The organism is Acinetobacter tianfuensis (assembly GCF_003611465.1).
Taxonomy (GTDB): Bacteria; Pseudomonadota; Gammaproteobacteria; order Pseudomonadales; family Moraxellaceae; genus Acinetobacter; species Acinetobacter tianfuensis.
In genome coordinates this window covers 1-24,279 of record NZ_RAXV01000015.1, presented here as the reverse complement: position 1 = coordinate 24,279, position 24,279 = coordinate 1, and the positions used below count along the sequence as shown (strand labels likewise).

At 41.4% G+C, this 24,279-nt stretch carries 30 protein-coding genes; 17 read left to right on the top strand and 13 right to left on the bottom strand.

Features of this window, described 5'->3' with window-relative positions; translation table 11 throughout:
- Positions 1–5: 5 nt before the first annotated feature.
- On the bottom strand, positions 6–347 hold the full coding sequence (gene grxD, locus D7V32_RS08220; RefSeq protein WP_120402407.1) for a Grx4 family monothiol glutaredoxin: 342 nt from the start codon (positions 345–347) through the stop codon (positions 6–8).
- Positions 348–547: 200 nt separating this feature from the next.
- Between grxD and D7V32_RS08215 the strand changes: the two genes are divergently transcribed.
- On the top strand, positions 548–1,759 hold the full coding sequence (locus D7V32_RS08215) for an aspartate aminotransferase family protein (RefSeq protein WP_120402406.1): 1,212 nt from the start codon (positions 548–550) through the stop codon (positions 1,757–1,759).
- A 49-nt stretch (positions 1,760–1,808) separates the two neighbouring features.
- Here D7V32_RS08215 and D7V32_RS08210 read toward each other — a convergent pair whose 3' ends face one another.
- The 3 genes from D7V32_RS08210 to surE form a co-directional block, all read right to left on the bottom strand.
- Positions 1,809–2,759: a LysR family transcriptional regulator gene (locus D7V32_RS08210; protein ID WP_120402405.1), complete on the bottom strand. Its 951-nt coding sequence runs from the start codon at positions 2,757–2,759 to the stop codon at positions 1,809–1,811.
- Positions 2,760–2,852: 93 nt separating this feature from the next.
- Positions 2,853–3,674 carry a peptidoglycan DD-metalloendopeptidase family protein gene (locus D7V32_RS08205; protein WP_120402404.1) on the bottom strand — a complete coding sequence of 274 codons (822 nt, stop codon included), beginning with the start codon at positions 3,672–3,674 and terminating at the stop codon, positions 2,853–2,855.
- Positions 3,675–3,786: 112 nt separating this feature from the next.
- Positions 3,787–4,563 (bottom strand): 5'/3'-nucleotidase SurE, encoded by a 777-nt coding sequence (gene surE, locus D7V32_RS08200; protein ID WP_120402403.1) that lies wholly within the window; start codon positions 4,561–4,563, stop codon positions 3,787–3,789.
- A 111-nt stretch (positions 4,564–4,674) separates the two neighbouring features.
- On the opposite strand from surE, the gene D7V32_RS08195 reads away from it, so the two are divergent.
- From D7V32_RS08195 to D7V32_RS08175, 5 genes are all read left to right on the top strand, one after another.
- Positions 4,675–5,049 carry an MCR_0457 family protein gene (locus tag D7V32_RS08195; RefSeq protein ID WP_120402402.1) on the top strand — a complete coding sequence of 125 codons (375 nt, stop codon included), beginning with the start codon at positions 4,675–4,677 and terminating at the stop codon, positions 5,047–5,049.
- A 195-nt stretch (positions 5,050–5,244) separates the two neighbouring features.
- A complete protein-coding gene (locus D7V32_RS08190; RefSeq protein ID WP_120402401.1) occupies positions 5,245–5,619 on the top strand; it encodes an MCR_0457 family protein in 375 nt (124 codons plus the stop codon).
- Positions 5,620–5,735: 116 nt separating this feature from the next.
- Positions 5,736–6,884, top strand: a complete 1,149-nt coding sequence (gene dacC / locus D7V32_RS08185; protein ID WP_120402400.1) for a D-alanyl-D-alanine carboxypeptidase PBP5/6 — start codon at positions 5,736–5,738, stop codon at positions 6,882–6,884.
- A gap of 112 nt (positions 6,885–6,996) precedes the next feature.
- Positions 6,997–7,536 carry a gamma carbonic anhydrase family protein gene (locus tag D7V32_RS08180; protein WP_120402399.1) on the top strand — a complete coding sequence of 180 codons (540 nt, stop codon included), beginning with the start codon at positions 6,997–6,999 and terminating at the stop codon, positions 7,534–7,536.
- A gap of 100 nt (positions 7,537–7,636) precedes the next feature.
- Positions 7,637–8,176: a hypothetical protein gene (locus D7V32_RS08175; protein ID WP_120402398.1), complete on the top strand. Its 540-nt coding sequence runs from the start codon at positions 7,637–7,639 to the stop codon at positions 8,174–8,176.
- 49 nt (positions 8,177–8,225) lie between these two features.
- Here D7V32_RS08175 and D7V32_RS08170 read toward each other — a convergent pair whose 3' ends face one another.
- Positions 8,226–9,182: a DMT family transporter gene (locus tag D7V32_RS08170; RefSeq protein WP_120402397.1), complete on the bottom strand. Its 957-nt coding sequence runs from the start codon at positions 9,180–9,182 to the stop codon at positions 8,226–8,228.
- 119 nt (positions 9,183–9,301) lie between these two features.
- Between D7V32_RS08170 and D7V32_RS08165 the strand changes: the two genes are divergently transcribed.
- Entirely contained in the window at positions 9,302–9,838 is a 537-nt protein-coding gene (locus D7V32_RS08165; protein WP_120402396.1) for a helix-turn-helix domain-containing protein, read from the top strand.
- A gap of 59 nt (positions 9,839–9,897) precedes the next feature.
- Here the strand turns inward: D7V32_RS08165 and D7V32_RS08160 are convergent, their stop codons facing one another.
- Positions 9,898–10,299, bottom strand: a complete 402-nt coding sequence (locus tag D7V32_RS08160; protein WP_120402395.1) for a hypothetical protein — start codon at positions 10,297–10,299, stop codon at positions 9,898–9,900.
- Positions 10,300–10,539: 240 nt separating this feature from the next.
- On the opposite strand from D7V32_RS08160, the gene D7V32_RS08155 reads away from it, so the two are divergent.
- The 4 genes from D7V32_RS08155 (at position 10,540) to purB (ending at position 14,362) form a co-directional block, all read left to right on the top strand.
- A complete protein-coding gene (locus D7V32_RS08155) occupies positions 10,540–11,025 on the top strand; it encodes an NUDIX hydrolase (protein WP_120402394.1) in 486 nt (161 codons plus the stop codon).
- Between the two features lie 4 nt (positions 11,026–11,029).
- Positions 11,030–12,166: a tRNA 2-thiouridine(34) synthase MnmA gene (mnmA, locus tag D7V32_RS08150; protein ID WP_120402468.1), complete on the top strand. Its 1,137-nt coding sequence runs from the start codon at positions 11,030–11,032 to the stop codon at positions 12,164–12,166.
- Between the two features lie 13 nt (positions 12,167–12,179).
- The gene (gene hflD / locus D7V32_RS08145) at positions 12,180–12,911 is read left to right on the top strand and encodes a high frequency lysogenization protein HflD (RefSeq protein ID WP_120402393.1); all 732 of its coding nucleotides are present in this window, start codon (positions 12,180–12,182) and stop codon (positions 12,909–12,911) included.
- A 62-nt stretch (positions 12,912–12,973) separates the two neighbouring features.
- Positions 12,974–14,362, top strand: coding sequence for an adenylosuccinate lyase (purB, locus tag D7V32_RS08140; RefSeq protein WP_120402392.1), 1,389 nt, complete (start codon positions 12,974–12,976; stop codon positions 14,360–14,362).
- A 52-nt stretch (positions 14,363–14,414) separates the two neighbouring features.
- Here the strand turns inward: purB and D7V32_RS08135 are convergent, their stop codons facing one another.
- Positions 14,415–14,654: a hypothetical protein gene (locus D7V32_RS08135; RefSeq protein ID WP_120402391.1), complete on the bottom strand. Its 240-nt coding sequence runs from the start codon at positions 14,652–14,654 to the stop codon at positions 14,415–14,417.
- 146 nt (positions 14,655–14,800) lie between these two features.
- Between D7V32_RS08135 and D7V32_RS08130 the strand changes: the two genes are divergently transcribed.
- The gene (locus tag D7V32_RS08130) at positions 14,801–15,439 is read left to right on the top strand and encodes a DUF2238 domain-containing protein (protein ID WP_120402390.1); all 639 of its coding nucleotides are present in this window, start codon (positions 14,801–14,803) and stop codon (positions 15,437–15,439) included.
- Between the two features lie 4 nt (positions 15,440–15,443).
- Here the strand turns inward: D7V32_RS08130 and D7V32_RS08125 are convergent, their stop codons facing one another.
- Both D7V32_RS08125 and D7V32_RS08120 read right to left on the bottom strand, forming a co-directional pair.
- Positions 15,444–15,866 carry a hypothetical protein gene (locus D7V32_RS08125; RefSeq protein WP_120402389.1) on the bottom strand — a complete coding sequence of 141 codons (423 nt, stop codon included), beginning with the start codon at positions 15,864–15,866 and terminating at the stop codon, positions 15,444–15,446.
- Between the two features lie 34 nt (positions 15,867–15,900).
- Positions 15,901–16,317, bottom strand: a complete 417-nt coding sequence (locus D7V32_RS08120) for a hypothetical protein (RefSeq protein WP_120402388.1) — start codon at positions 16,315–16,317, stop codon at positions 15,901–15,903.
- 333 nt (positions 16,318–16,650) lie between these two features.
- Between D7V32_RS08120 and D7V32_RS08115 the strand changes: the two genes are divergently transcribed.
- The 4 genes from D7V32_RS08115 to D7V32_RS08100 are packed head-to-tail and all read left to right on the top strand — an operon-like array spanning position 16,651 to position 19,069.
- Positions 16,651–17,496 (top strand): methylated-DNA--[protein]-cysteine S-methyltransferase, encoded by an 846-nt coding sequence (locus D7V32_RS08115; RefSeq protein ID WP_120402387.1) that lies wholly within the window; start codon positions 16,651–16,653, stop codon positions 17,494–17,496.
- A complete protein-coding gene (locus D7V32_RS08110) occupies positions 17,483–18,214 on the top strand; it encodes a 2OG-Fe(II) oxygenase (RefSeq protein WP_120402386.1) in 732 nt (243 codons plus the stop codon). The genes D7V32_RS08115 and D7V32_RS08110 overlap by 14 nt, the downstream gene beginning before the upstream one ends.
- A gap of 2 nt (positions 18,215–18,216) precedes the next feature.
- Complete coding sequence (locus D7V32_RS08105; RefSeq protein WP_120402385.1) at positions 18,217–18,462, top strand: Ada metal-binding domain-containing protein; 246 nt, start codon at positions 18,217–18,219, stop codon at positions 18,460–18,462.
- The gene (locus D7V32_RS08100) at positions 18,449–19,069 is read left to right on the top strand and encodes an alpha-ketoglutarate-dependent dioxygenase AlkB family protein (protein WP_120402384.1); all 621 of its coding nucleotides are present in this window, start codon (positions 18,449–18,451) and stop codon (positions 19,067–19,069) included. The genes D7V32_RS08105 and D7V32_RS08100 overlap by 14 nt, the downstream gene beginning before the upstream one ends.
- A 685-nt stretch (positions 19,070–19,754) precedes the next feature.
- Here D7V32_RS08100 and sohB read toward each other — a convergent pair.
- The 4 genes from sohB to pabC all read right to left on the bottom strand — a co-directional run bounded on the left by sohB (position 19,755) and on the right by pabC (position 23,577).
- Positions 19,755–20,717: a protease SohB gene (gene sohB, locus D7V32_RS08090; protein WP_120402383.1), complete on the bottom strand. Its 963-nt coding sequence runs from the start codon at positions 20,715–20,717 to the stop codon at positions 19,755–19,757.
- A gap of 385 nt (positions 20,718–21,102) precedes the next feature.
- A complete protein-coding gene (gene tmk, locus D7V32_RS08085; protein ID WP_120402382.1) occupies positions 21,103–21,699 on the bottom strand; it encodes a dTMP kinase in 597 nt (198 codons plus the stop codon).
- Positions 21,700–21,708: 9 nt separating this feature from the next.
- Positions 21,709–22,761 carry an endolytic transglycosylase MltG gene (mltG, locus tag D7V32_RS08080; RefSeq protein WP_120402381.1) on the bottom strand — a complete coding sequence of 351 codons (1,053 nt, stop codon included), beginning with the start codon at positions 22,759–22,761 and terminating at the stop codon, positions 21,709–21,711.
- A 3-nt stretch (positions 22,762–22,764) separates the two neighbouring features.
- Positions 22,765–23,577 carry an aminodeoxychorismate lyase gene (pabC, locus tag D7V32_RS08075; RefSeq protein ID WP_120402380.1) on the bottom strand — a complete coding sequence of 271 codons (813 nt, stop codon included), beginning with the start codon at positions 23,575–23,577 and terminating at the stop codon, positions 22,765–22,767.
- Between the two features lie 185 nt (positions 23,578–23,762).
- Between pabC and D7V32_RS08070 the strand changes: the two genes are divergently transcribed.
- A partial coding sequence (locus D7V32_RS08070) for a sulfate ABC transporter substrate-binding protein (RefSeq protein ID WP_120402379.1) occupies positions 23,763–24,279 on the top strand: 517 nt, incomplete at its 3' end.

The following is a 24,279-nucleotide window of genomic DNA, read 5'->3' as shown; positions in this document are numbered from 1 at the left end:
CTGAATTAAGCTTCAGGTGCTGGGCTGAATTCTTCAACTAAAGATTTCAATTCACCCTTTTGGAACATGTCCAACATGATGTCGCTGCCGCCAATCAACTCACCGTTGATCCACAATTGCGGAAATGTCGGCCAGTTTGCAATTTGCGGCAAAGTAGCGCGAATATCTGGGTTTTCCAAAATATTTACATACGCAAATGGACGGCCAATTTGACTGAGCGCCTCTACCGCACGTGCAGAGAAACCGCACTGTGGAAATTGTGGAGTGCCTTTCATATATAGAAGAACTGCGTGTTTAGCAATTTGATCACGAATTAACGCTTCTGTATCACGTGCTTGTTCAGTCATTGATAAATCCTCAATAAATCTGCATCACATTATACCCAAAACTGGCAGAAACAGTATGACTAAAGCAATATTTCCAATTTTATTTACAATCGGGCTTTAAATCATGGGGAGATTTTGCTTATATAGAAAACATTGACGCTTTATTAAGAGATGGCGCCAAAATCTATTTTTTCAATCTACCTATCAGATAAGAGTTCGTTATGAATAACTTTACCCTTGCGCCTGTGCAAACTGATCAACCCTCTCACTTGATGCCAGTATTCGGCCGTCAACAGATCAGCTTTGTCCGAGGCCGAGGTTCTTATCTTTATACAGAAGATGGCACAGAATATTTTGATGCGCTAACGGGTATTGCCGTTTGCGGTTTAGGCCACTCACATCCTGCGATTACAGCCGCGATCACTGAACAGGCTGCAACGCTGATTCATACCAGCAACATCTTTGAAGTGCCTTGGCAAACTGCAGCAGCGCAAAAGCTGGCAGAAGCTGCAGGCATGGAAGAAGTGTTCTTCTCAAACAGCGGTGCAGAATCAAATGAAGGCGCAATTAAAATTGCGCGCAAATTTGGCCATTTACAAGGTGTAGCAAACCCTAAAATTATTGTGGCAGATCATTCATTCCATGGCCGTACTTTGGCAACGCTTTCAGCAACTGGCAATAAAAAAGTGCAAGAAGGTTTCGCACCGCTAGTTGAAGGTTTTATCCGCGTACCTTTTGGTGATATTGAAGCCATTGAAGAAGCAGCCATCAATCATCCCGACATCGTTGCAATTTTAGTAGAACCTATTCAAGGTGAAGGCGGCGTAAACACTGCTCCTCAAGGTTTCAGCTATTTAGAAGAAATACGTCAAATCTGTAACCAGCACAACTGGCTGATGATGCTGGATGAAGTGCAAACTGGTAACGGCCGTACTGGTAAATACTTTGCTTACCAGCACACCAATATCATTCCAGATGTTCTAACTACAGCAAAAGGCTTAGGCAACGGCTTCCCTATTGGTGCAGTCATGACTCAAGGCCGCGGTGTTGGCGTTTTAACTGCAGGCAACCACGGTTCTACCTATAGCGGCACACCGCTAGGTTCTCGTGTGGTTTATACCGTAATTGAAACGATTCAAAAAGAAAACCTTGTTGCAAATGCCGCTGAAAAAGGCGCTTATATCGTGCAGCAATTGACAGAAAAGTTAAATGGATTGAATGTCACAGTACGCGGTTTTGGCCTTATGCTGGGTATTGAACTGCCAAAACCTTGCGCTGAATTAGTTGATATAGCACGTGATGAATATCAATTAATCATGAACGTAACAGCGGGTTCTGTGATTCGTTTATTACCAGCATTGAATATTACGCAAGAACAAGCAGACCAGCTGATTGAGCGTATTGAAAAACTGGTAAAAGCTTATTTAGCATAAGTTTTGATCAAAAAAAGCCGCTTTCAGCGGCTTTTTTAATACTTTAAAATTATTGATTAATACATAAAAGATATTGATAGTTTTCTTGATACATTCGTCCGCCCGGCAATTGACAGAAATATTGCTTTAATGCATCCAGGCAGCGGTGAATTTTGGTCGGCTGCTGATCACTTTTTGGCATAACGGCATACAAGGTAAATGCTGGTAATTTCCACTCTGGCAATACTTCGACCAATGCGCCATTGACCAAGTCTTTTTGTACATCTAAATATAAATGACGTGATATGCCATGCCCTTGCATGCACATCGCTTTTGCCGCCATAATATTATTGGTCGAAAAGCGGGATTCTATTTCTAAACTTACTTCTTCACCGCTGTTATGCCTGAAAGAAAAGTGCTGACAATCTTTCATCACATTTGCCAGCAGCAAATCATGATGCTTTAAATCTTCTGGACGTGAAATCAATGATGTCTGATTAATATAGCTAGGCGCGGCAACCAGCACTTGCTCCACATGCGCTAAAGGCACTGCGATTACATTTGGATCATCAATTTTAGCGCTCATACGCAAAGCAAGATCAATACGGCCATGAATTAAATCGATGTACTGATGATCAGCTTCTAAATGCACAGACAAACCGCGGTGTGCAGACATCCAATGTGACAAAGCTGGAATGACATGATTTGCGCAAATCTCTGGTGTAGAGGCTATACGTAATTCTCCAACGAGATCATCACGCAGCTCGTTAATACGGATTTTTCCGCGCTCTGCTGCTGACAGCATTTCTTGACAGCTATGAAAAAAAGCCTGTCCAGCTTCGGTCAGGCTTAGTTTTCGTGTAGAACGGTGCAGAAGTACAACTTCCATATCCTGTTCAAGTGAACGGATTTGCTGGCTTACGGCGCTGGTTGTAATTCCAAGTTCACGCGCAGCGCCGCTGAACGAGTTCTTTTCTACTACGCAAGCAAACACACCCATTGCGCGAAGTTGATCTAACATAAATTTCCCTCATAAACTTATGAGACACTCTTATCACTTGATAAAAGCAACTCATTGTATTATACGGTGAAATTATGCGTTTGCATTAGTTTTTTAATTATTTGATAAAACTGTCGCCGGATTGATAGGTTTGCCGTCTAAGCGGACTTGAAACTCAAGCATAGCCCGGTTTGCACCGCTAGAACCAAGCTCTGCAATCTTTTGGCCAGCCTTCACATTTTCGCCGCTTTTGACTACCATTTTACTGTTATGAGCATAAGCCGTAATGTAACCATTAATATGCTTAATCAAGACAAGATTGCCATATTCTTTCAAACCGTCGGCAGCATAAACCACCTGACCATCTGCGGCAGCCAAAACTGGCGCGCCTGACGCACCGCTGTAACGTATGCCTTTTACATTGCCGGCTAGGTTAAATTCTTCAATCACTGCGCCAGCTGTTGGACGTACCCAGCCTAATGCAGAAGATGCCGCTGGCGCTGCAGGTGTCACCGATGGCGTTACTGGCGTTGGCGCCGGAGTCACTGATGATGGATTATTTTGCGGAAGCGCAATAGATTGACGCTGAATTTGTGTTGGCGGCGCAATTGGCTGAGCTGCCGCTGTACGGCGCGCGCCGCTGTTTTTCAAACGAATCGACTGCCCGACAAAAATGCGGTAAGGCGCAGCAATATCATTCATTTCCGCAACACTGATATAACTTAAGCCATAACGGGCAGCAATGCCGCTTAAGGTGTCACCAGAACGGACTGTATAAAAGTCAGGCGCAGCTGCATAACGTGCTGTGTTATTCACCTGCGGTTTTGATGCACAGCCAGTAAGCGCCGCAGCGGAAACAGCCGCAGCAGAAATAACCAAGGTTTTGAATAAAGCTGCTGGAGCTCCAAATACACGTTTTTGTGACACCAGGGACATTATTTTCCTCTCAAACACGAAATAAGCTAAAGTTTTAAAATCTGTAAAGATTAGCAAAAAACATCTGTAAAATAGTTACGCATTGATCTTTTTCACAAAGTTATAACACTAGTTAGACCTTTTGCACGTAATGTGCATGTAAGTCGTTCAAAATATCGTAGTTTGTAGCATCCATTTGTATCGGCGTTACACTTACGTAACCATTTGCCACCGCAAAAAAGTCTGACTCAATCCCGCCTAAGCCTGGTTTTGGCTCTGCAACCGCTTCACCGGCGAGACCAATCCAAAACACTTGGCGGCCGCGCGGATCGACTAAGCTGGTAATCGGTTTCGACTGGCGGCGGCGGCCTTGATACGTAATTTTCATCCCTTTTAATTCAGCCGCGTCTGGAATATTCACATTCAAAATATGACGGGCTGGAACTGCTGGCAGACCATTGGCAATAAACTGATATACCCAGTTGGCAGCAGCAGCATAATCTGCTGGATGTTCATAAGCACGCACATTCGGCCCCGCCAAGGACACCGCAATCGCTGGCTGCTTCATAAGGCGGCCTTCAAATGCCGCCCCGACTGTGCCTGAGTACAGAACGTCATCACCAAGATTTGCGCCGCTATTGATACCGCTAACCACTAAGTCAAACTCAAAATCAAACAAGCCATTCATGGATAAATAAACGCAGTCTGCCGGTGTTCCATTGACCGCCCACACATCAGGCGCAATTTGCACAGGCTTCAAAGGTCTATCCAGCGTCAATGCGCTGGAAAAGCCGCTGCGCTCCGCTTCCGGCGCAACAATAACCACACGGCCTAAAGGTTTTAGCGCTGAGGCTAAGGCTTGAATTCCGGGAGCAAAAACACCGTCATCATTAGCAATTAAAATATTCACGACAAACCCTGTTACTTTTCAAAAATGACTAATCAGAACATTTGATTGATATATATAAAGAATTATATATATTTATAGCCTAACATCCATCATAAATGTGTGCACTTAAAAATGATTAAAACCATATCACTTCGTAATTTATTGGGGTTAACTTTGGCTGCGGCAGTATCACAAGCCGCTCTGGCAAGCGACGGTTTAACCGCTGAAGAAGCCAATGAAATTATTAAAGAAGATATTGCAGCAACTCAAGTTATGGCTGAAGTGTGCCCTGCTATTATTGGTCAAAATGCAAAATTTGATGCCAACATTCAAGTCTTGGTAAAAACATATTTAGCTGATTACTCTGACAAATCTGCGAGCTATCAAAGCCTGCAGTCAGATGCACAATATAAATCTTTTTTAGAAGAGTCACGTGAAGCCGCAAAACAATCTTCAAAAGAGGAACAAAAATCTGTATGTGAAGATGTGCTTAATTTTGAAGGCTAAGAGCTCTTAAGGCCGTTTTTCTTTGAGTCTTGCTGCTTTATGCAATAAAATACCGCCAGCCGCGCTGGCGGTATTTTATTTTCATTATTCCTTCATCATTTCAACAGCTTCAATACAAAACCTTGCTGTTATTTGCAAAAAATCGTTTTAAGCTAGACGCATTGTTTCACAATCTATAAATATTCAGGTTATTGCATGAAAAATTCGATTATCAAAACTTTATCGGCTTTAGCTCTTGCTGCTTTCGCTTTTACTGCTCATGCAGAAAATATTGATCTTTCCGCAAGCGCTCAACAAGTATCTAAGCATGAACTGGCGGCGATTTACGTATTTTCAGAAATTTGCCCTGACTTAATCAGCAATAAGGAACAAGCTTCATTTGATAAAGGCTATGCCCAACTCGTAAAAGAGAACATGCCGTCTGTAAAAAATCCAGCATCTGCACTCAAAACACTTGCTGCAGAGAAAAATTTTGCTCCGATTTTAAAAGAAGCGCGCAATGATGCAGCGAATGCAGGCAAGGCAAAAAACCAAGAAATTTGCAAAGAGATCACTGCATACGCAAAATAATTTAACTTGGTTACAATACTTTTAAAATAAGCCATTTCACCCCATAGCAGTAAGCCTAGCTTTGTCCTAAAATGCTAGGCTCTTGAGCTTATAACAAGTTATTGGAACCACTTAGAATGACCCGAAAAACCGCCCTTGCCGCACTGCTGCTTGCACCCTCTTTTTCATTCGCGGCAACCGTCCTATCAGCACCTCCAGAACTGAATAATAAATCTTATGTGCTAATGGATTATGAAACAGGGCAAATCCTCGCTTCAAAAAATGAAAATGAAAAATTAGCGCCAGCTTCAATGACTAAAATGATGACAAGCTACATCATTGAACAAAAGCTTTTAAATGGCGAATTGACTGAAAATGAAAAAGTCCGTATGAACGAATCTGCTTGGTGCCGCGGCAGCAGCACTGAGTCATGCATGTATGTTCCCTTAAACGGCACAGCGACTGCGCTTGAAATGCTCCGCGGCATTATTATTCAGTCTGGCAATGATGCATCTAAAGCAATGGCTGAACACATTGCCGGCAATGAAGGCACTTTTGCTCACATGATGAACCAAGAAGCAAAGCGTATTGGTATGGTAAACACACAGTTTATCAACTCTACAGGCATGCCGGCCGATGGTCATTATTCAACAGCAAAAGATATGGCGACATTGGCGCAGCATATTATTCACGACAGTTCAAAATACTATCCAATTTATTCTGAAAAAGCATTTACGTTTAACGGAATTAAACAAGGCAACCGCAATGCTCTGCTTTATACAGATCCAAGCGTTGACGGCTTAAAAACTGGCCACACAGAAGAAGCTGGCTATTGTTTAACAACTTCTGCCAAGCGCGGCCCGCTGCGTCTGATCTCTGTTATTTTCGGTGCGCCGTCTATGCAGGAACGCGCAACACAAACACGTGAAATTTTAGCTTGGGGCTATTCAAACTTTGAAACCGTAAAAGTGCAGCCTGCCAACCAAGTCCTTGCAAAATCGAAAGTTTGGTATGGCAAAAGCAACGACGCTCAAATTGGCCTTGCAGAAAATTTCAATGTAACTTTGCCTAAAGGCGAGGCAAATGCAATCAAAACACAATTGGTTGTTCAGCCTAAATTAACTGCACCGCTGAAAAAAGGCCAAGTGGTTGGTAAATACGTTGCATCTTTAAATGGCAAAGTCATTGCGGAAAAACCGCTGATTGCATTACAAGATGTAGAAGAAGCTGGTTTCTTCGCAAAAATGATTGATCACATCAAACAATTCTTCTCCAACTTATTCTAAGCAGAGTCTGAGTTCACTCAGCACTTTTCACTTAGACTAAAGCATCCTAACCTAGGTTCGGATGCTTTTTTTATTTTATACTCCGCACAGCCTCTCTTTACGACGGACCGTTATGAAAAAAAATATTCGCCCTTATCTTGACCAGCATCCAAAAATTGATGCGACTTGCTATGTTGATGAAATGTCTGTGGTAATTGGTGACGTTCAGCTGGAAGAAAATGTTTCAGTCTGGCCTTTTGCTGTCATCCGCGGTGATGTCAACCATATTCATATTGGTAAAAATTCTAATGTGCAGGATCATGCCATGCTGCATGTCAGCCATAAGAATGCGGACAAACCCAACGGCTCACCTTTAATAATTGGTGAAGATGTCACCATTGGACATCATGTCAAGCTGCATGGCTGCACTATTGGCAACCGGGTCTTGGTCGGCATCAGCAGCATTATTTTAGATGATGCCATTATTGAAGATGATGTGATGATTGGCGCAGGTTCACTCGTACCGCCGCGCAAGCGTTTAGAAAGCGGTTATTTATATGTAGGCAGCCCTGTGCAGAAAGTCCGCCCGCTCACGGATAAAGAGAAAGAGTTTTTGCCTTACTCTGCACAGCATTATGTAAAAGTAGCGCATAATTATTTAAATCAAAATTAATCACGCACCCTTTATGCATTTTCATAACTTAGATGAGCATTTGAAGTGCAACACAATGTTTTAATTAAACAGTTATTATGCAAATATTGAGCTGCTTTTCATGCCCTTTAAACACAATCGCGCTGCATTCAGAAAAATACTGCTTTCAACAATGCTATTTAGCGCTGCCGCTGCTTCTGCTGAAAACAGGCAATGTCAAAAAGACTATGAAAGTGTGATTTCAGCAGAAATCACACAAATAAGCACCGCATTAAATGAAGGCAATTATTCACATATTCTGGAAAAATCAGATTTCTCAATTATTGAATTTTCAGGCGGTATAGAAAGCTACAAAGCCATTCTCTCACTTGCAGCCAGCTTCTTTAAACAAAGCAATATTCAAGTTGAAAAAGTTGAACTATTGCCGCCGAACAATAGCCATATTTTTGGAAAAAAAGAATTTTGCGTTATTCCCAAACAATTGACTATTTTAATAAATGGTAAATCGATTACAGGAGATCCTTCATTTATGCTCGCAGTACGTCCACTTAACTCTAAAGAATGGAAATACATCGATGGGACAGGCTTAAAGAAAAATCCAGATATGCTGTATACACTATTTCCTGAGATCCCAAGCAGTCAAAATATCATTACTGATTAATTTTTTCTGATAAAAAATATAAACACAGCCTGATCCATCTGCTTCATGCTTAGCCATTCACTGGACGATTCTGCCGCATCCGTATAGAGGCTAAGCTATGCACCACCATCCCCAAAACAATCAAAGACACGCCCAGCAATGCAATATTTGAGGGTAAGCCAGTATTTAAAATTATCATTTCGCCTAGTAATGTAAATAGCAACTCACCTGCCTGAGTGGCTTCCACCATGGCCAATTGACTAGGATTGGTATGTACTAAATTAGTTGCAGAGAAAAAGAGTAAAGTTGCTATTACCCCTGAAAATAGCGCCACTAAAAATGAATATGACACTTGACTGCTAGACGGCAAACCATGATCAACTGCGCCGCACAGCGCAATCACACTCCAAAATGGCAAACTGGCCAAGGTCATATTCAATACACGTTCAGGTGTTTCTACTTTACCTTGGCAAACTTGCATCATTTTACGGTTGCCAAGCGGGTACATAAATGCAGCAAAGAGCACAGGAATAAACCCTGCTAAAGCCAGTTTCCAGCTGATACTGCTCATTTGATCCCAAAGAATGAGAAATACGCCTAAAATAATGACACTCGACCACTTCAGCTCTTTCCATGGAAGCTTTTCCAGCACACTGCCCGATGTATGAGATGTGCCTGCGCCTAAAAACGGAACCAGTAAAGAACCTGCAATAATGGTCATTTGCCAGCTGCCGGCAACCAGCCAGCCCGGTGAATAAATACTGGCAAAAGTTAATGGCGCGTAGAACAGCCCAAAGCCGACTGTGCTCCACAGCAAATAACTTTTAAAATTTTCTTTTAAGTGCTGCCAGCTTGAAGTCAACTTACCCCGAACTCCAACAATCAGCACCAGCATTGGCACCATCCAAAAAAAGCGCAATGATGAACTCCACATCCAGCTCCCGCCATCCACTTCCATCGCGCGGTTAAAAATAAATGCTGTCGAAAAGAAACATGATGCAAGCAGGCCATAAAATATCGCGCGCATATATACACCTATTTTACAAAATGGAAGATAAACAAATTTTGGCTTGAATTCACTCGTGCGTTATACTGCACAAGAAATTCATTGTACGTTATAACGCACAAGATAAATAGAGGTATCTCATGACGTCTTTGCTCACACATATTGCTGTGCAGCTCAAAACGCTGCGCACAGAAAAAGGCTGGAGTCTGGATCAAACAGCCAAAGAAACTGGTATCAGTAAAGCCATGCTAGGTCAAATTGAACGTGAAGAATCGAACCCAACTGTACAAACCTTATGGAAAATTGCTTTGGGCTTTCACACTTCCCTAAGTGCGTTCTTACCTGCAGAACAACAAAGTGAAACTGTGCTGAAGCATCAAGACGAAGCGTTATCGGTGAAAATACTGCAGCCATTTAACCCTGTTTTAGGCTATGAAATTTTACACATCACCTTAAAAGCCAATGCTGCCCATCACTCATGTGCACATGAAAAAGGCGTGATTGAAGACATTTTACCTTTGAATGGACAAATCAATATTCGTATTGGAGATGAAAATTTTACGGCTTTGCCAAGTCAAATGATCCGAGTTGCAGCAGATCAAGAACATATCTATATCAATTCAAGCCATGAAAATATTGAATTTTATAATATTATTCACTACCCGACTGTGCATTAAAGGCCCATACCCATAAAAAGACTGGCTGCTTTGCTGAAGTATTCAACTCCAGCTGCGATTCAATTTTTGAATGCGCAGTTTTTTTCATTATAACTATAAGAAAATATAAGTTTTTGATTCATATCAAATGTATTCGAAACAATTGAATAACTAGGCTCCATCTCATCATTTAAAAAATTGCACATTTGGGATTTAATCGGTTCACTGCTCGCAACCTTTTCTAATAAAGGTATTTTCTCTTCAGGAAAGTGATATCCATCCATCTTATAAGTGAAATAAATGGTCTTCCCATCCCTATAAATATCCGTCCATATTGTATAAGGACTATTTTTCTTTGGAAGTTTCCGTTTTACATCTAAAAGTGCCTCATCAATCAACAAACTTTCATTTTGCTGCAAATCACTTTGAGCCGTACAGCTTAAACAAAATAGTACAGGAACATACAGTAGGTTTTTTTTCATTTATCTCTCCTCGCTTGTATTTATAGTTTGAAATTTTGGATATCTAGCTGTTTGTTTTCTATTTAAGAAAACCCAAAAAAAATGAAGTTAAAGCGGCTTAAATTTCATGCTTAAGCAATCGCATCCATATTCTATACCAGCACTGAAAGTTTCAAACTATTGTCATTTCACATAAGTTCAACATAGCCACACACCCCAAAATTTTATACAATAGCGCATCCCTTACCATGGTGCTTTTCTATGACCGCTTGGACTGCGCACGTTACCGTTGCAACTGTTGTTGAAAAAAACGGAAAATTCCTGTTTGTTGAAGAACATACTCAAGGCGTAACGCATACTGTGTTCAATCAGCCTGCGGGTCATGTCGAGTGCGGTGAAACCATCATTCAAGCAGCCATACGTGAAACCATGGAAGAAACTGGCCATGCTGTAGACATTGATGCCCTTTTAGGCATTTATACTTATACGCCTCCTATGTATCCAGACCGTACCTATTTCCGTTTCTGCTTTTTAGCGCATGTGCTGGAATATTTTCCAGAAGCAGAATTGGACACAGGCATTGTTGGTCCAAAATGGATGACATTAGAAGAACTGCTGGAATCTGCCCGTGCGCGCAGCCCGTTGGTGATCAAAGCAGTTCAAGATGCTTTGTCTGGTCAAAAATATCCTTTATCGCTCGTTTATGAGCACCAAAATTCTCCCCTCATTTCAAATTTGGATGCCTAATCCTATGCAACAACGTGTCATCGTCGGTATGTCTGGTGGTGTAGATTCTTCTGTATCTGCAGCGCTCCTTCTTCAACAAGGCTATCAGGTTGAAGGCCTTTTCATGAAAAACTGGGAAGAAGATGACGGCACGGAATACTGCACAGCAATGGAAGATCTTGCTGATGCACAAGCCGTTTGTGACAAAATTGGCATCAAACTGCATACTGCTAATTTTGCTATGGAGTATTGGGACCGTGTATTTGAACATTTCCTAGCGGAATATGCTGCTGGCCGCACACCAAACCCAGATATTCTGTGCAACAAAGAAATTAAATTCCGCGCTTTCCTTGATCATGCCGTAAATCTAGGCGCGGATTTTATTGCGACTGGCCACTACTGCCGCCGCGGCGAAACCATGAAAAATTCACGCGGTGAGGAATATGCGCCTTTACTGCGCGGTGTAGATAACAACAAAGACCAAACTTATTTCCTGCATGCTGTACATGGCCGTGAAATTAACAAAACATTGTTTCCAGTAGGCGAAATTGAAAAGCCTCAAGTGCGAAAAATTGCAGAAGAACTGGGTCTAGCAACAGCCAAGAAAAAAGACTCGACAGGCATCTGCTTTATTGGCGAACGCCGCTTTAATGACTTCTTAAAACAATATTTACCTGCTCAGCCGGGAAAAATTGTCCTTGAAGACGGTAAAGAGGTTGGTGAACACCACGGCTTAATGTACTATACGCTCGGCCAGCGCGGCGGCATTGGTATCGGCGGTATGAAAGGCGTTGCAGAAGGCGCTTGGTTCGTGCTTCATAAAGATATCGAAGGCAACCGCTTAGTCGTAGGCCAAGGCCATGAACACCCGCTCATGCAAAGCACCATTTTATGGTCTGAAGCCATTGACTGGGTTGCAGGCGAGCAAGAGATTCCTGAAACAGGTTTCCGCTGTACTGCAAAAACACGTTACCGCCAAGGCGATCAGGCATGTACGCTGTACAAAGACTCCAATGCGCCAAATGGTGTGCGTGTAGAATTTGATGAAGCGCAGCGCGCTGTGACCCCAGGTCAAAGTGTCGTATTCTACTCAGGTGAAGTTTGTTTAGGCGGCGGTGTTATTCACCATACCAATGCGCCTAAACCGGATTTTATTCAATAAGGATTGTCTCGGCATGACTGAGTTACCGTTCCAGCAGTCTCAAACTCTGAACACCCGTCAAAATAAAGCTTTGGCGTTAGCTGGCGTTTTTCAGGCAACGCAGCTGACCCATATGACTGCATTGACAGGACATCAAAGTATTGGTGAAAGCGGTAACTTTTATTTTGAACAGCTGATTAAAGCCAGTCTAAATATTCGTCCTAGCGGCAAATGCAGCTGCCAGACTTTAGATTTTTTTAATCAGCTTGCCGATATTTCCTTAGGTCTTAAGATCTTAGAAAGCAGCATTACCCAACCGTTCAATGTTTCTCCAAAATCTAGACTGCCAAAGCTTACCAATACCAAGCTCCCGATGAGCTATGCGATGGCCCTGCTGCAGCTGGAAAAGAAAGTCTACAGCAACCCCAAATTCGTTGAAATTATTGAACAGTCCCAGCAAAAAATCTTAAAACAGCTGTCTTTTTTTGATCATAATTATTTACACCCAAGCATACTTGCCAACTTGGCCCAAACTTATATTGAAACCGCGGGCCAAATTAATCCGCGCATTATGGTTCGCGGCAATGCTGAAGCATTTAAAGACTCTGCCCATACTAACCGCATACGCGCTTCGCTATTTACTGGCCTGCAAATGGCGCATTTATGGCGGCAGCTTGGCGGCAGTTCGTGGGGCATGATTTTCAGTAAGCGTAAGCTGCTGCAGGATATTCAAGATCTTGCCCGTTTACAGCATCAAACTATTTGAATGATGCTGTATGTATTCGGGCTTTTTGTTTTACGTTTAATTCCAAAGTTTAAGGAATCGCTATGAACGCTTTAACCGCACTTTCTCCATTAGATGGACGCTACGCAAGCAAATGTGATGCTCTGCGCCCTTTCCTCTCTGAGTTTGGTTTAATCCACGCTCGTGTGACTGTTGAAGTGCGTTGGTTACAAGCGCTTGCAAACCGTCCAGAAATCACTGAAGTTCCAGCATTCAGCGCTGAAACAAATGCAGCGCTTGATGCGATTGTTGCAAACTTCTCTGAAGACAATGCAAACCGCATTAAAGAAATCGAACGTACAACAAACCACGACGTTAAAGCCGTTGAGTACTTCCTGAAAGAACAGATTGCTGGCATTGAAGAACTTAAAAATGCAGGTGAATTTATTCACTTTGCATGTACTTCAGAAGACATCAACAACTTGTCTCATGCTTTAATGCTGAAAAATGGCCGCGCTGTACTTGCTGAATCTATGCAGCAAATCGTAGATGCGATTGCTGCTTTAGCTGAAACTCATGCTGAACAGCCAATGCTGTCGCGTACACACGGTCAAACTGCAAGCCCGACAACTTTGGGTAAAGAAATGGCAAACGTGGCTTACCGTCTTGCGCGCCAAATCAAACAATTTAACAACGTTGAATTGCTGGGCAAAATTAACGGTGCTGTAGGTAACTACAACGCTCACTACTCTGCTTACCCTGAAATCAACTGGCCTGCTCACTCACAAGCTTTTGTTGAATCTTTAGGTTTAACGTTCAACCCATACACCACTCAAATTGAACCGCACGACTACATCGCTGAAATGTTCGATGCGCTGCGCCGTTTCAACACGGTATTAATTGACTTTAACCGTGACGTTTGGGGCTACATCTCTCTTGGCTTCTTCAAACAGCGCTTGAAAGAAGGTGAAGTTGGTTCTTCAACAATGCCGCATAAAGTAAACCCAATTGACTTCGAAAACTCTGAAGGCAACCTTGGTATTGCAAATGCAGTGCTTGCTCACCTAGGCGAAAAACTTCCTATTTCTCGCTGGCAGCGTGACCTAACAGACTCAACTGTTCTTCGCAACATGGGTGTAGGCATGGCGCAAAGCTTAATCGCGTTTGAAGCTTGCTTAAAAGGTATTGGCAAACTTGAATTGAATGCTCAGCGTATTCTTGAAGATCTTGACCACGCTCAAGAAGTTCTAGCTGAACCAATTCAAACAGTTATGCGCCGTTACAACGTTGAAAAACCATACGAAAAATTGAAAGCCCTTACTCGCGGTCAAGCAATGACTCGCGACATGATGGTGGACTTCGTAAACGGTAACGAGTTAGAAGCTGTGCCTGCGGCTGACCGTGCCCGTTTAGCGGAAATGACTCCTGCAACTTACACAGGTAATGCTGCAGAACAAGCAAAACAAATCAAAGACTTGATTGCTAAAATCTAATTTAGCTTAAAGCAGAAAAAGCGAAGCTCAGGCTTCGCTTTTTTTATGCTCTTTATTCCATTGGACAATAACGCATAAAATCTGCTTTCATCTTTTCAAACTCTTCACCCGCCAAAACATCACTATAATAAATATAGTAAGTTACTTTTTGATAGCTTAATTCATGCCGATACATCATCCCGCGCAGCGAAACAGACAGCTCTTCAGGAAAATCATTTTCCAAGTACAGCTCTTCAAATTCATAATTGAAATAACAGTTTTGCGTTGCAATAAATGCTTCTACAGCCGCCATGCGCTTTACCTAAAAATCAAATAACTGTCTGACAGTTTAATAGATTCATGCTCAAAAAATCCTGATTCAAAAAATATTACGCCAGATATACTGTATTTTATTTATAATTCAGCCTGACTCGAACAATAAACTTAAATAACAAAGTAATGATTGATTATCAGCTTCACAAAAAACATTATGCAGCACTGATCATACTGATTTGCGCAGCGGCGCTCGCCAGTATTCAGCCTTTAGAATTTGAGTCTTATCTGCTGCATCAGATTGGCACCGTGATTATGCTCGGCGCTTTAATGCTATGTTTAAAAAAAGCTGGGCTTACATTCTACAGTTTTGCACTATATCTCGGATTTTTACTGATCCATATTTTAGGCGCGCATTATCTATATTCTTATGTCCCATATAATGAATGGTTCATCCAGTATTTACATCTAGACCTCAATCAGACCATGGGCTGGTCACGCAATATGTATGACCGCTTTGTACATCTCGCTTATGGTTTACTGCTCTACCCTGTGTTTTTAAGACTGTTTCAGGTTTGGCTGCCGCCACTTAAGCCATTTACCTTATATTTGCTGGTTATTCAATTCGTCATGGCAACCAGCCTATTTTATGAATGGATTGAGTGGTTAATCGCCATTGGCCTTTCACCCGAAGAAGCAGAAAATTATAACGGGCAGCAAGGTGACATCTGGGATGCACATAAAGATATGTTTTTAGCCACCATTGGCTCAGTGTTTACAGGAGCACTCTGCCTGTTAAAAAAACAATCATCACTAAGATCTTAGGCGCTTATTCAATCCAGCGGATAAGCGTCGAATCTTGCAGATGTGTATTTAATTTAAGGTCATAAAATTCAAAACAGATACGCGTGCCCACATTTGCTTTCACTATTGTTTCATCTAACCGTAAATGCCGAGCATACTTGACCCGATCAAATAATATTTCAACACGCTCAAATGACTTTCGTTTATTGGCGTTCCCGCTGCTCATGTAGGTATGATAGCCTTGCACCATGCCACAAGCTATAGACGGCACATTTTGCTGCTGACCAAACCATAATAAATAACTGCTCAACAATAAAACTGATGGGCTAAACAGCATGGCATTGCATTTCAACGCATGATCTGTTTCTTTGTGATAGCGAAAAACATAGAACGCAGGCCAAATTACAAGGCAAATCAATCCACCCAAAATATAAAGCAGTGCCATCATCTATTTATTTACCCCAAATTAATAACTGCGATCGCTATGGATCAATCCATTTTAAAATTTTAGATTCAGGCAGATCTGGATTTTCAAACTTATCTAAATATTCAAAACAGACGTAATCACCTTTATTTTTACGCACAAGATTTTCGTCAAAACTCAGGTGCCGATTATATTTTCGGCCATCAAATAAAATCGTAATCCGCTCAAAACGATCATGTTTAATGGAGTAGGTCTTATAAAACTGTACAACACCGCATGCTTGTGACGGTAAAATTACTTTTTCTTCTTTTAAATACGCAGCCAAGGCTAAAATTAAACAGCCCGGAAGCAAAGCATAAAACGGGTAAGTATCCCGATGATTTTTATCCTTTAACTTCGGCACGATAAACATGATGGTCAAAAATGGGACGAACACCAAAGTCAGCAAACCAATAAAAACCATAATACCAAACATGATTACCCCCAAATAACCTGTTAAGGCGTGAGCCACTCAACAATATTTGAACTTTTTAAATGCGAAATTTATAACGGTCATAAAAGCGGAAACATACCCTTTCGTTCACTTGCTTACGCGCTAAACCTGCGTATTCTTATTTTAATGGACACTAAATCTCACAGAGAAGTGAACAGCGATTCCTATTTTACTTGGATGCTTTAGGGCTCGTATAACACCCAGTGTGTTAAATAAAACTAAATAGCATCACTAATTTATAGCAAGAATCGGATTTTTCTCAGCAATTCTATTTGTTAATGTTGTTTTTTAGCTAAAAGATTTCGGTGAGTGAAAATGTCAGAAGATACGAACTATATTCGAATTGCTAAGGCTATTGAATATATTAATCAGAATTTCAAAGAACAGCCAAGCTTATCTGAAATTGCAAAGCATGTTCATTTAAGCCAAGCTCATTTTCAACGAATCTTTACCGAATGGGCAGGGATCAGCCCTAAAAAATTCCTGCAATATATTAGCTTGGAACATGCTAAATCTATTTTAAAAAGCCATAAAGAAAATAGTGTATTCGATGCAGCCTTTGATACCGGCTTTTCGAGTACAAGCCGTTTGCATGATCTCTTTATACATATTGAAGGCATGTCACCTGCTGAATACAAAAATGGCGGTGAATCTTTGCAAATTAATTATAGTCTTTTCGAAACAGCCTTTGGTTCCGTCATCATTGCATCAACAGCCAAAGGCATTTGCTATATGGCTTTCACTGAGAGTTATGAAGATGCTTTTTCACAGCTTAAAGCGCTATTCCCACAGGCTAAATTTATTCAGCAAGAAGATGATTTACAACAGAAAGCCATTCATGTTTTTCAATTGGATTATCATGATTTGTCTGAAATTAAGCTGCATCTGAAAGGTACTGAATTTCAGCTCAAAGTTTGGGAAAGCCTGCTTAAAATTCCTATGGGAGAACTGACAACCTATGGCGAAATTGCAAAAGGCATTGGCAATCACAAAGCTTCACGAGCTGTAGGAACTGCGATAGGAAATAATCCTGTTGCATTTCTCATTCCATGTCATCGGGTAATTCAATCTTCTGGACATTTTGGCGGCTACATGTGGGGTGCAGTGAGAAAAACAGCCATTATTGGTTGGGAAGGAGTGAAGACTCATGCACCCTACTGAGTTAGAAGAATATTTTAAAGACAGATTGGCTCAACTTGATTGGAATGCTATTACTGAAGCGATGCATCAACATGGTTTTGCGGTACTCGAAAAGTTTTTAACTGAGGGACAATGTGACCTTGTAAAAAACAATTATGATCATCCCACGCTATATCGTAAGACCGTGAATATGCAGCGCTATCGATTTGGATTAGGAGAATATAAGTACTTTACTTATCCTTTGCCACACTTGATTCAGCAATTGCGCACGCAGATATATCCTTATCTAATGCCCATTGCGAATGCTTGGTTTAAGGTACTGAATTTGGATACAGTCTTTCCTGCAACACATCAAGAATTACTGCAACAATGTCACGAAAATGGACAACTGAAAGCAACTCCATTAATTCTACAGTACCGCAAAGATGGTTTTAATACTTTGCATCAAGACCTTTATGGTGATGTGTATTTTCCGATTCAACTGGTGATATTGTTAAATCAAGTGAATGTGAATTACCAAGGCGGAGAATTTGTTTTGACTCAGCAAATTCCGCGCGCTCAATCTAAAGCCACGGTATTACAGCCGCAAAAAGGTGATGTACTCATTTTTACAACGCATTTCAAACCAGAAAAGGGTACTCGTGGTTATTATCGCGTCAATATGAAACATGGAGTCAGCCCGTTACATCATGGAGAGCGTTATACATTAGGTATTATTTTTCATGATGCAGTGAACTAAATATGATACGCCATGAAATGATTACGAATCAGGAGCTTTATAGTTTGCTTCGACAGGAAAAAATCTTGTTTGGAGGAAATCTGAACTTAAAAATATATGGTTCATTGCGATGTCGATCAGGCAAACGAATGAAACGTAAGAACCGTGTCTTTTTTAAAGATGAAGTTGAAGCACTTGCACGATGCTATCGTCCTTGTGGGCATTGCATGAAACAAGCTTATATGGACTGGAAAAATGGATCTGTTTGAGCAAGAAAATCTCTATAAAAACCTATTGCCCTATGACGGCACGGTTTTGTATTTCGGTCAGATTCTTACATCACAGCAAGCAAATGCATATTTCGATGAGTTATTTCGTTCAATTGCTTGGAAACATGATGAAGCCATCATTTATGGAAAGCGAATCATAACCAGACGTAAAGTTGCTTGGTATGGCGATCACCCATTCTCATATACCTATTCAAAAACAACAAAACACGCTTTGGCTTGGAGTCCTGTATTACTTGAATTGAAAAAAATGGTCGAGCAATTGACGGAGGAAACGTTTAATTCCTGTTTATTAAATCTTTATCATGATGGCAATGAAGGCATGGCATGGCACAGTGATGGAGAAGTAGATCTAAGGAAAAATGGTGCGATTGCATCCCTGAGTTTTGGGGCAGAAAGAAAATTCGCCTTTAAACATAAGATGACCAAAGAAAAGATTGAGTTATTTTTAGCGCATGGCAGTTTACTGGTGATGAGGGATACGACACAGGCTCACTGGCTACATCGTTTACCGCCAAGCAAACGAATTACAACTGCACGTATTAATTTAACTTTTCGACAAATTGAAAATCATGATGTTACAACCTAGATCTTTAAATTTTTCTAAAATTAACATAATACATCCTATACAAAATTCTTGAAATTTTGTAATAAAAATCATTATCTTAATAAAAGTGGTTCCAGTGCACTGGAACCACTTTTTTATGACTATTCATGTTTCACAGTTTTGTGTAGTCTCATTTAACCCTAAAGCAGAAAAAAATGTCCAGATAAAACAAGAATAGATGTCCAAATAGTTATTAATTTTGAACCAAACCCGCATCAAAACGCATATCACGGCTGTCGGCTGAACAATCAAGTTTCAATAATATTTTTTCATAGGGATTACAGCGTGTTTGGCCTCGGCCGCTGCAGTTTTATAATGCTTATAACCCAATACCACAGCGCAAGCTTCTGAGCGCTCCATCGGCTGTTCTTTTTTCATCGACATGCCAAAGTGATATGACGTTATCCCCCAGCAAGCATCAGCCCATAATCACAAAAGGCAATACTGCCCATTTTTCACCCCTCTTCTCTGCCTTTGGCAAATACATTAGCAAAGCTGCAACAAACCCGAAAAAGCAGAAGAAAATAGAATTAACCCTAAAATAATCAGAAAATTAGACATTGTATTGGTATTTAATTTTGCTTAAAAAGCAATCTATCATAGTCTTATGCTTTCACCACAAAAAGCTCACCGAAGTGAGCTTTAGATACGTTATATCAATACATTTTTATAGTTTCGGATCACGCAGCTGAACTAAACTTGCATTCGCTTTAGTCAGGGACTCCATGACTTTAGACATCACCGCAGGCACCAATGAATCAGCCATCTGTGCAGCTTGTAAACCCAGCTTTTCACCCAAAGTCGGTTTTTTACGGGTTTGAATCAGGTATACATCATGCTGCGGCAGTAAACCCAGCAAGTATTCATCCGATGTTTTTAACTGATCCACCAAATTCAGATCAATTGCATCTTGGCCATACCAATGCTCACCTGTTGCTACTTTTTCAACATTCAGCTGCGGGCGGTATTTTTCGACAAAGTGTTTAAACAAATTATGGGTTTGCTGCAGCTCTTCCTCAAATTTTGCCTTACCTTCCGCAGTATTTTCACCAAACATAGTGACTGTGCGTTTAAACTGCCCTGCTGTATACAGCTCAAAGTCGATGTGTTTTTCTTTCAGCAAACGGTTGAAGTTCGGCACTTGCGCAACCACACCAATTGAACCGACAACTGCAAATGGCGCAGAAACAATTTCAGAGGCAATGCATGCCATCATATAGCCGCCGCTAGCCGCTACTTTGTCTACACAAATCGTTAAATGAAAACCTGCATCACGCAAACGCACAAGCTGCGCAGCTGCCAGACCATAGCCATGCACCATGCCGCCCGGGCTTTCTAAACGCAGCACAACACGGTCACGTCCAGCTTTTGCCGTTGCTAAAATTAAAGTGATTTCTTCACGTAAACTCGATACTGCAGAAGCAGCCGTATCTCCATTAAAATCCAGCACATAAACTTTTTCATTGTTTTTTTTACGTGCCCGAGCCTCTTTCGCCAGCTGTTGAGTCAACTGTAAAAGCTCAAATTTTGAAGCTGTTGTTTGCGCAATTTTTTTTCGCTGTTCATTAATACGCGCATTTAAATGACTGATGCGAATTTCAGCAGGCAATTTTGGAGAGTGAAATAACATAAAACTTTATACTCTTAATTTAATTTGGTTTATAACTTTTAGATTAGGTCAATTGAGACATTTTTCAATAGTTTTTCGATATCTTCTTCTTGTTTCTTTGTTGTGCTGCAAAAATGGATATTTACCGAATGCTTCTGCTCCCATCTTCAATCAAATATAGCCAAGTTATCTTAAATACGGCGCTTAGAATCAATCTTCAGATCAGGCCTCTCATGCATATAAGTCCAAATCTATCTGAATAAAACTTAAAACGTGAAAGACAATGAATTAAAGCCGTCTATAAATCAAAGTCATCTTCTCAGCCAACAAGTTCGGATGTACCCGCCAAACCTGCTCTGAGTGCAAAATAAACACTCGCTCGTATTTAAAGCGCTATTTTTTCAATTTATAAATATGCAAGCGCCTGTGCAAAAACCTGATCTGCAGTTTGCGAAGCATCTAAACGTTTTACACGTTCAGCATGGCGTACAGATAAAGTTTCATATCCTGAACGCACTTTTTCAAAAAATGCTGCTTTTTCCTGCTCAAAGCGGTCTAGCTCGCCGCGTGCTCGTGCACGGGTCATACCTAATTCAATCGGCGCATCCAGCCAGAACGTAAAGTCTGGCATCTTGCTGACAAAATTGTCATTCAGCAGCTGTAATTTTTCTTCACTTAAACCGCGTCCTGCGCACTGATAAGCAAAACTGGCATCGGTAAAACGGTCACATAACACCGTTTTACCTGCTGCCAATGCAGGCAAAATCACTTGATTTAAATGCTGAGCACGAGCGGCGTACATCAAAAGAAGCTCTGTGTCATTGCACATTTTTTCTTCGTTATTGACAGACAGCAGCAATGAGCGGATGTTTTCAGCCATTGGCGTACCGCCCGGTTCACGAGTCAAAACCACATCCTGCCCAAGACTAACCAAATAATCATAAATTTTACGGATGAGCGTCGTTTTACCAACCCCTTCAGTGCCTTCAAAACTGATAAACATGCTCACTCCTTATTTCTTTGAACGCAATACAGTGAGATATTCTTGCACTGCACGATTGTGATCCTGCAAATTTGCAGAAAATTTATGGCCGCCGTTACCCGTTGCAACAAAATAAATGTTGTCTGAATTATCTGGATGCATCGCCGCTTCAATGGCTTTTTTTCCAGGCAGCGCAATTGGTGTTGGCGGCAAGCCATTGATGGTATATGTATTATACGGTGTTGGCGTACGTAAATCCTGACGGCTAATGTTGCCTGTGTATTTATCACCCATGCCATAAATTACAGTCGGATCGGTCTGCAAACGCATGCCCTGTCTTAAACGGCGGACAAATACACCAGAAACTTGCTCCAGCTCACTGTCTAAACTGGTTTCTTTTTCAATAATTGAGGCCATAATCAAGGCTTCATATTTATCTTTATATGGCAAATCTGATGCGCGGTTGGCCCAAGCCTGATCAAGCGCTGCCATTTGCCGTGTATACAAATGCTTCAGAATTTTCTGGTCAGACTCACCTTTAGCAAAAAAGTAAGTATCTGCTGAAAATAGCCCTTCAGGGTGCTGAAATGGAATATCCAGCGCTTTTAAAATATCTGCATACGGTAAATGGCTAATGTCATGCTGCACCAGAGGATCTCGCTTTAAACGGTCAATCAGCTGCTTAAATGTCGTTCCTTCAATCACCAAAATACGGTTCATTTGCGCATTTTCCACATTGGAAATCATATCCATCACTTCACGGATACTCATGCCTTCGCGCACTTCATAAACACCAGCCTTTAAAGTGTCATGAATCATAAATTTCTGATACAGCTTCAAAATAACAGGAAAACTGACTTTATCCTGTTTCGCTAAGCCATCAATAAATCCAGAGTAAGTATCTCCTTCACCAATGGCCAGCATTTGTTTTTTGCCTTCAACGGGATAATCTTTAAATAGGCTTGCCCAAAGTACACTGCACAGCAGCAGCGCCATGCCTGCAAGCACAAGTAATATAGCTTTAGACTTTTTAGCAGGCGGCGGGCTCTTTTTCTTTTTAGGTTTCGGCTTAACTGAAGACATAATTTAGCGAATCTGATTAAGTTGTAAAATGTGAAATAAATCGGTACAGGCTTGAGTATCCAGCGGCACACCGTCCAAATGAGAAGCAGCTTTCATTGCACTTAAAGCATTGCAAAAAAATAGACTCTGAATATCAGCTATTTCCGTAAGCGCCACAGGCCGCAGTTCACACACAATTCCGTGTTCATGCATACGCGCTAAAATTTCTGCGCGCATCACGCCATGCACGCCATTATAGCGAAGTTCAGGACTAATCCACCTATCCTTTATTCGAATAAAACAATTGCTGCTCACACCTTCAGCAATAAATCCCTGCACATCCGCTGCCAGCGCTTCTTTCCAGCCATGTTCATCCGCTTCTTGTTTCAGCATCACCTGCTCTAGGCGGTTGAGTGTTTTCAATCCTGCTAAATTTGGCATATTTATGCCTATGCGCTGCTGCAGCAAGCCGCAGTCCAAATATTCCAGCTGCATGTCCGCTGCTGGCTGCGGATAATAAAATAGCCAAACATCGGCAGGATGATCGGGCAAACTATAACCGCGCTGACCATCACCGCGGCTTAAAATAATTTTTACTGTACCTGAAGCGTTAGAATCCTGTTCTATAATTTTCGACAGACTTTGTTCTATAAGATGTAAATCCGCATTTAAAAATAAACGTTCACTTGCCAGCTTTAAACGCGCTATATGCTGCGCTTTTAGCTCCAGCTGTCCGCCGCGTAACCGCGCAGTCGTAAAACAGCCGTCGCCATAATGAAATGCTCTGTCCAAGAGTGTAACTTGACTGCTTTCCTGTGCATTTTTAAAACATCGCATTGGCGCAAACTTCCTCTAAAAGATAGCCTAGTTTAAAAAGAGCAGCAGGCCTTGCCTAGTCTTTTATTACATTGCATTTTTATTCATATCAAATTCGATTCTTATTATTTTTTTAACCGAAAACTTCAGCATATGCTTCAGCGTATCAACACATCTGAATAAATCCAATTCAAAAGGAAAATGATATGCGTACATTAAAACTTGGGGTGCTGGCAGCACTGATTTCTATCACTTCAGTTTCAGCTCTGGCAAAAGACTTTCTAAATGTCTCTTATGATCCTACACGCGAACTTTATGACAACTTTAATAAGGACTTCGGCGCATACTGGAAAAAAAGCACAGGGCAAGAAATTAATTTTAAACAGTCTCATGGCGGCTCTGGCAAACAAGCCCGCTCTGTCATCGATGGCCTAGATGCCGATGTGGTGACGTTGGCTTTGGCTGCCGATATTGATGCCATTGCAGAAAACTCAAACCTGATTCCTAAAGACTGGCAGAAAAAATTTCCCAATAACTCTACACCATATACATCCACCATCGTATTTCTGGTACGTAAAGGAAATCCCAAAGGCATTAAAGACTGGGGCGACTTAGTCAAAAATAATGTCGGCATTATTACCCCAAACCCGAAAACTTCTGGCGGCGCGCGATGGAACTACTTAGCCGCTTGGGCTTGGGCAAAACACCAAGCGGGCGGCAATA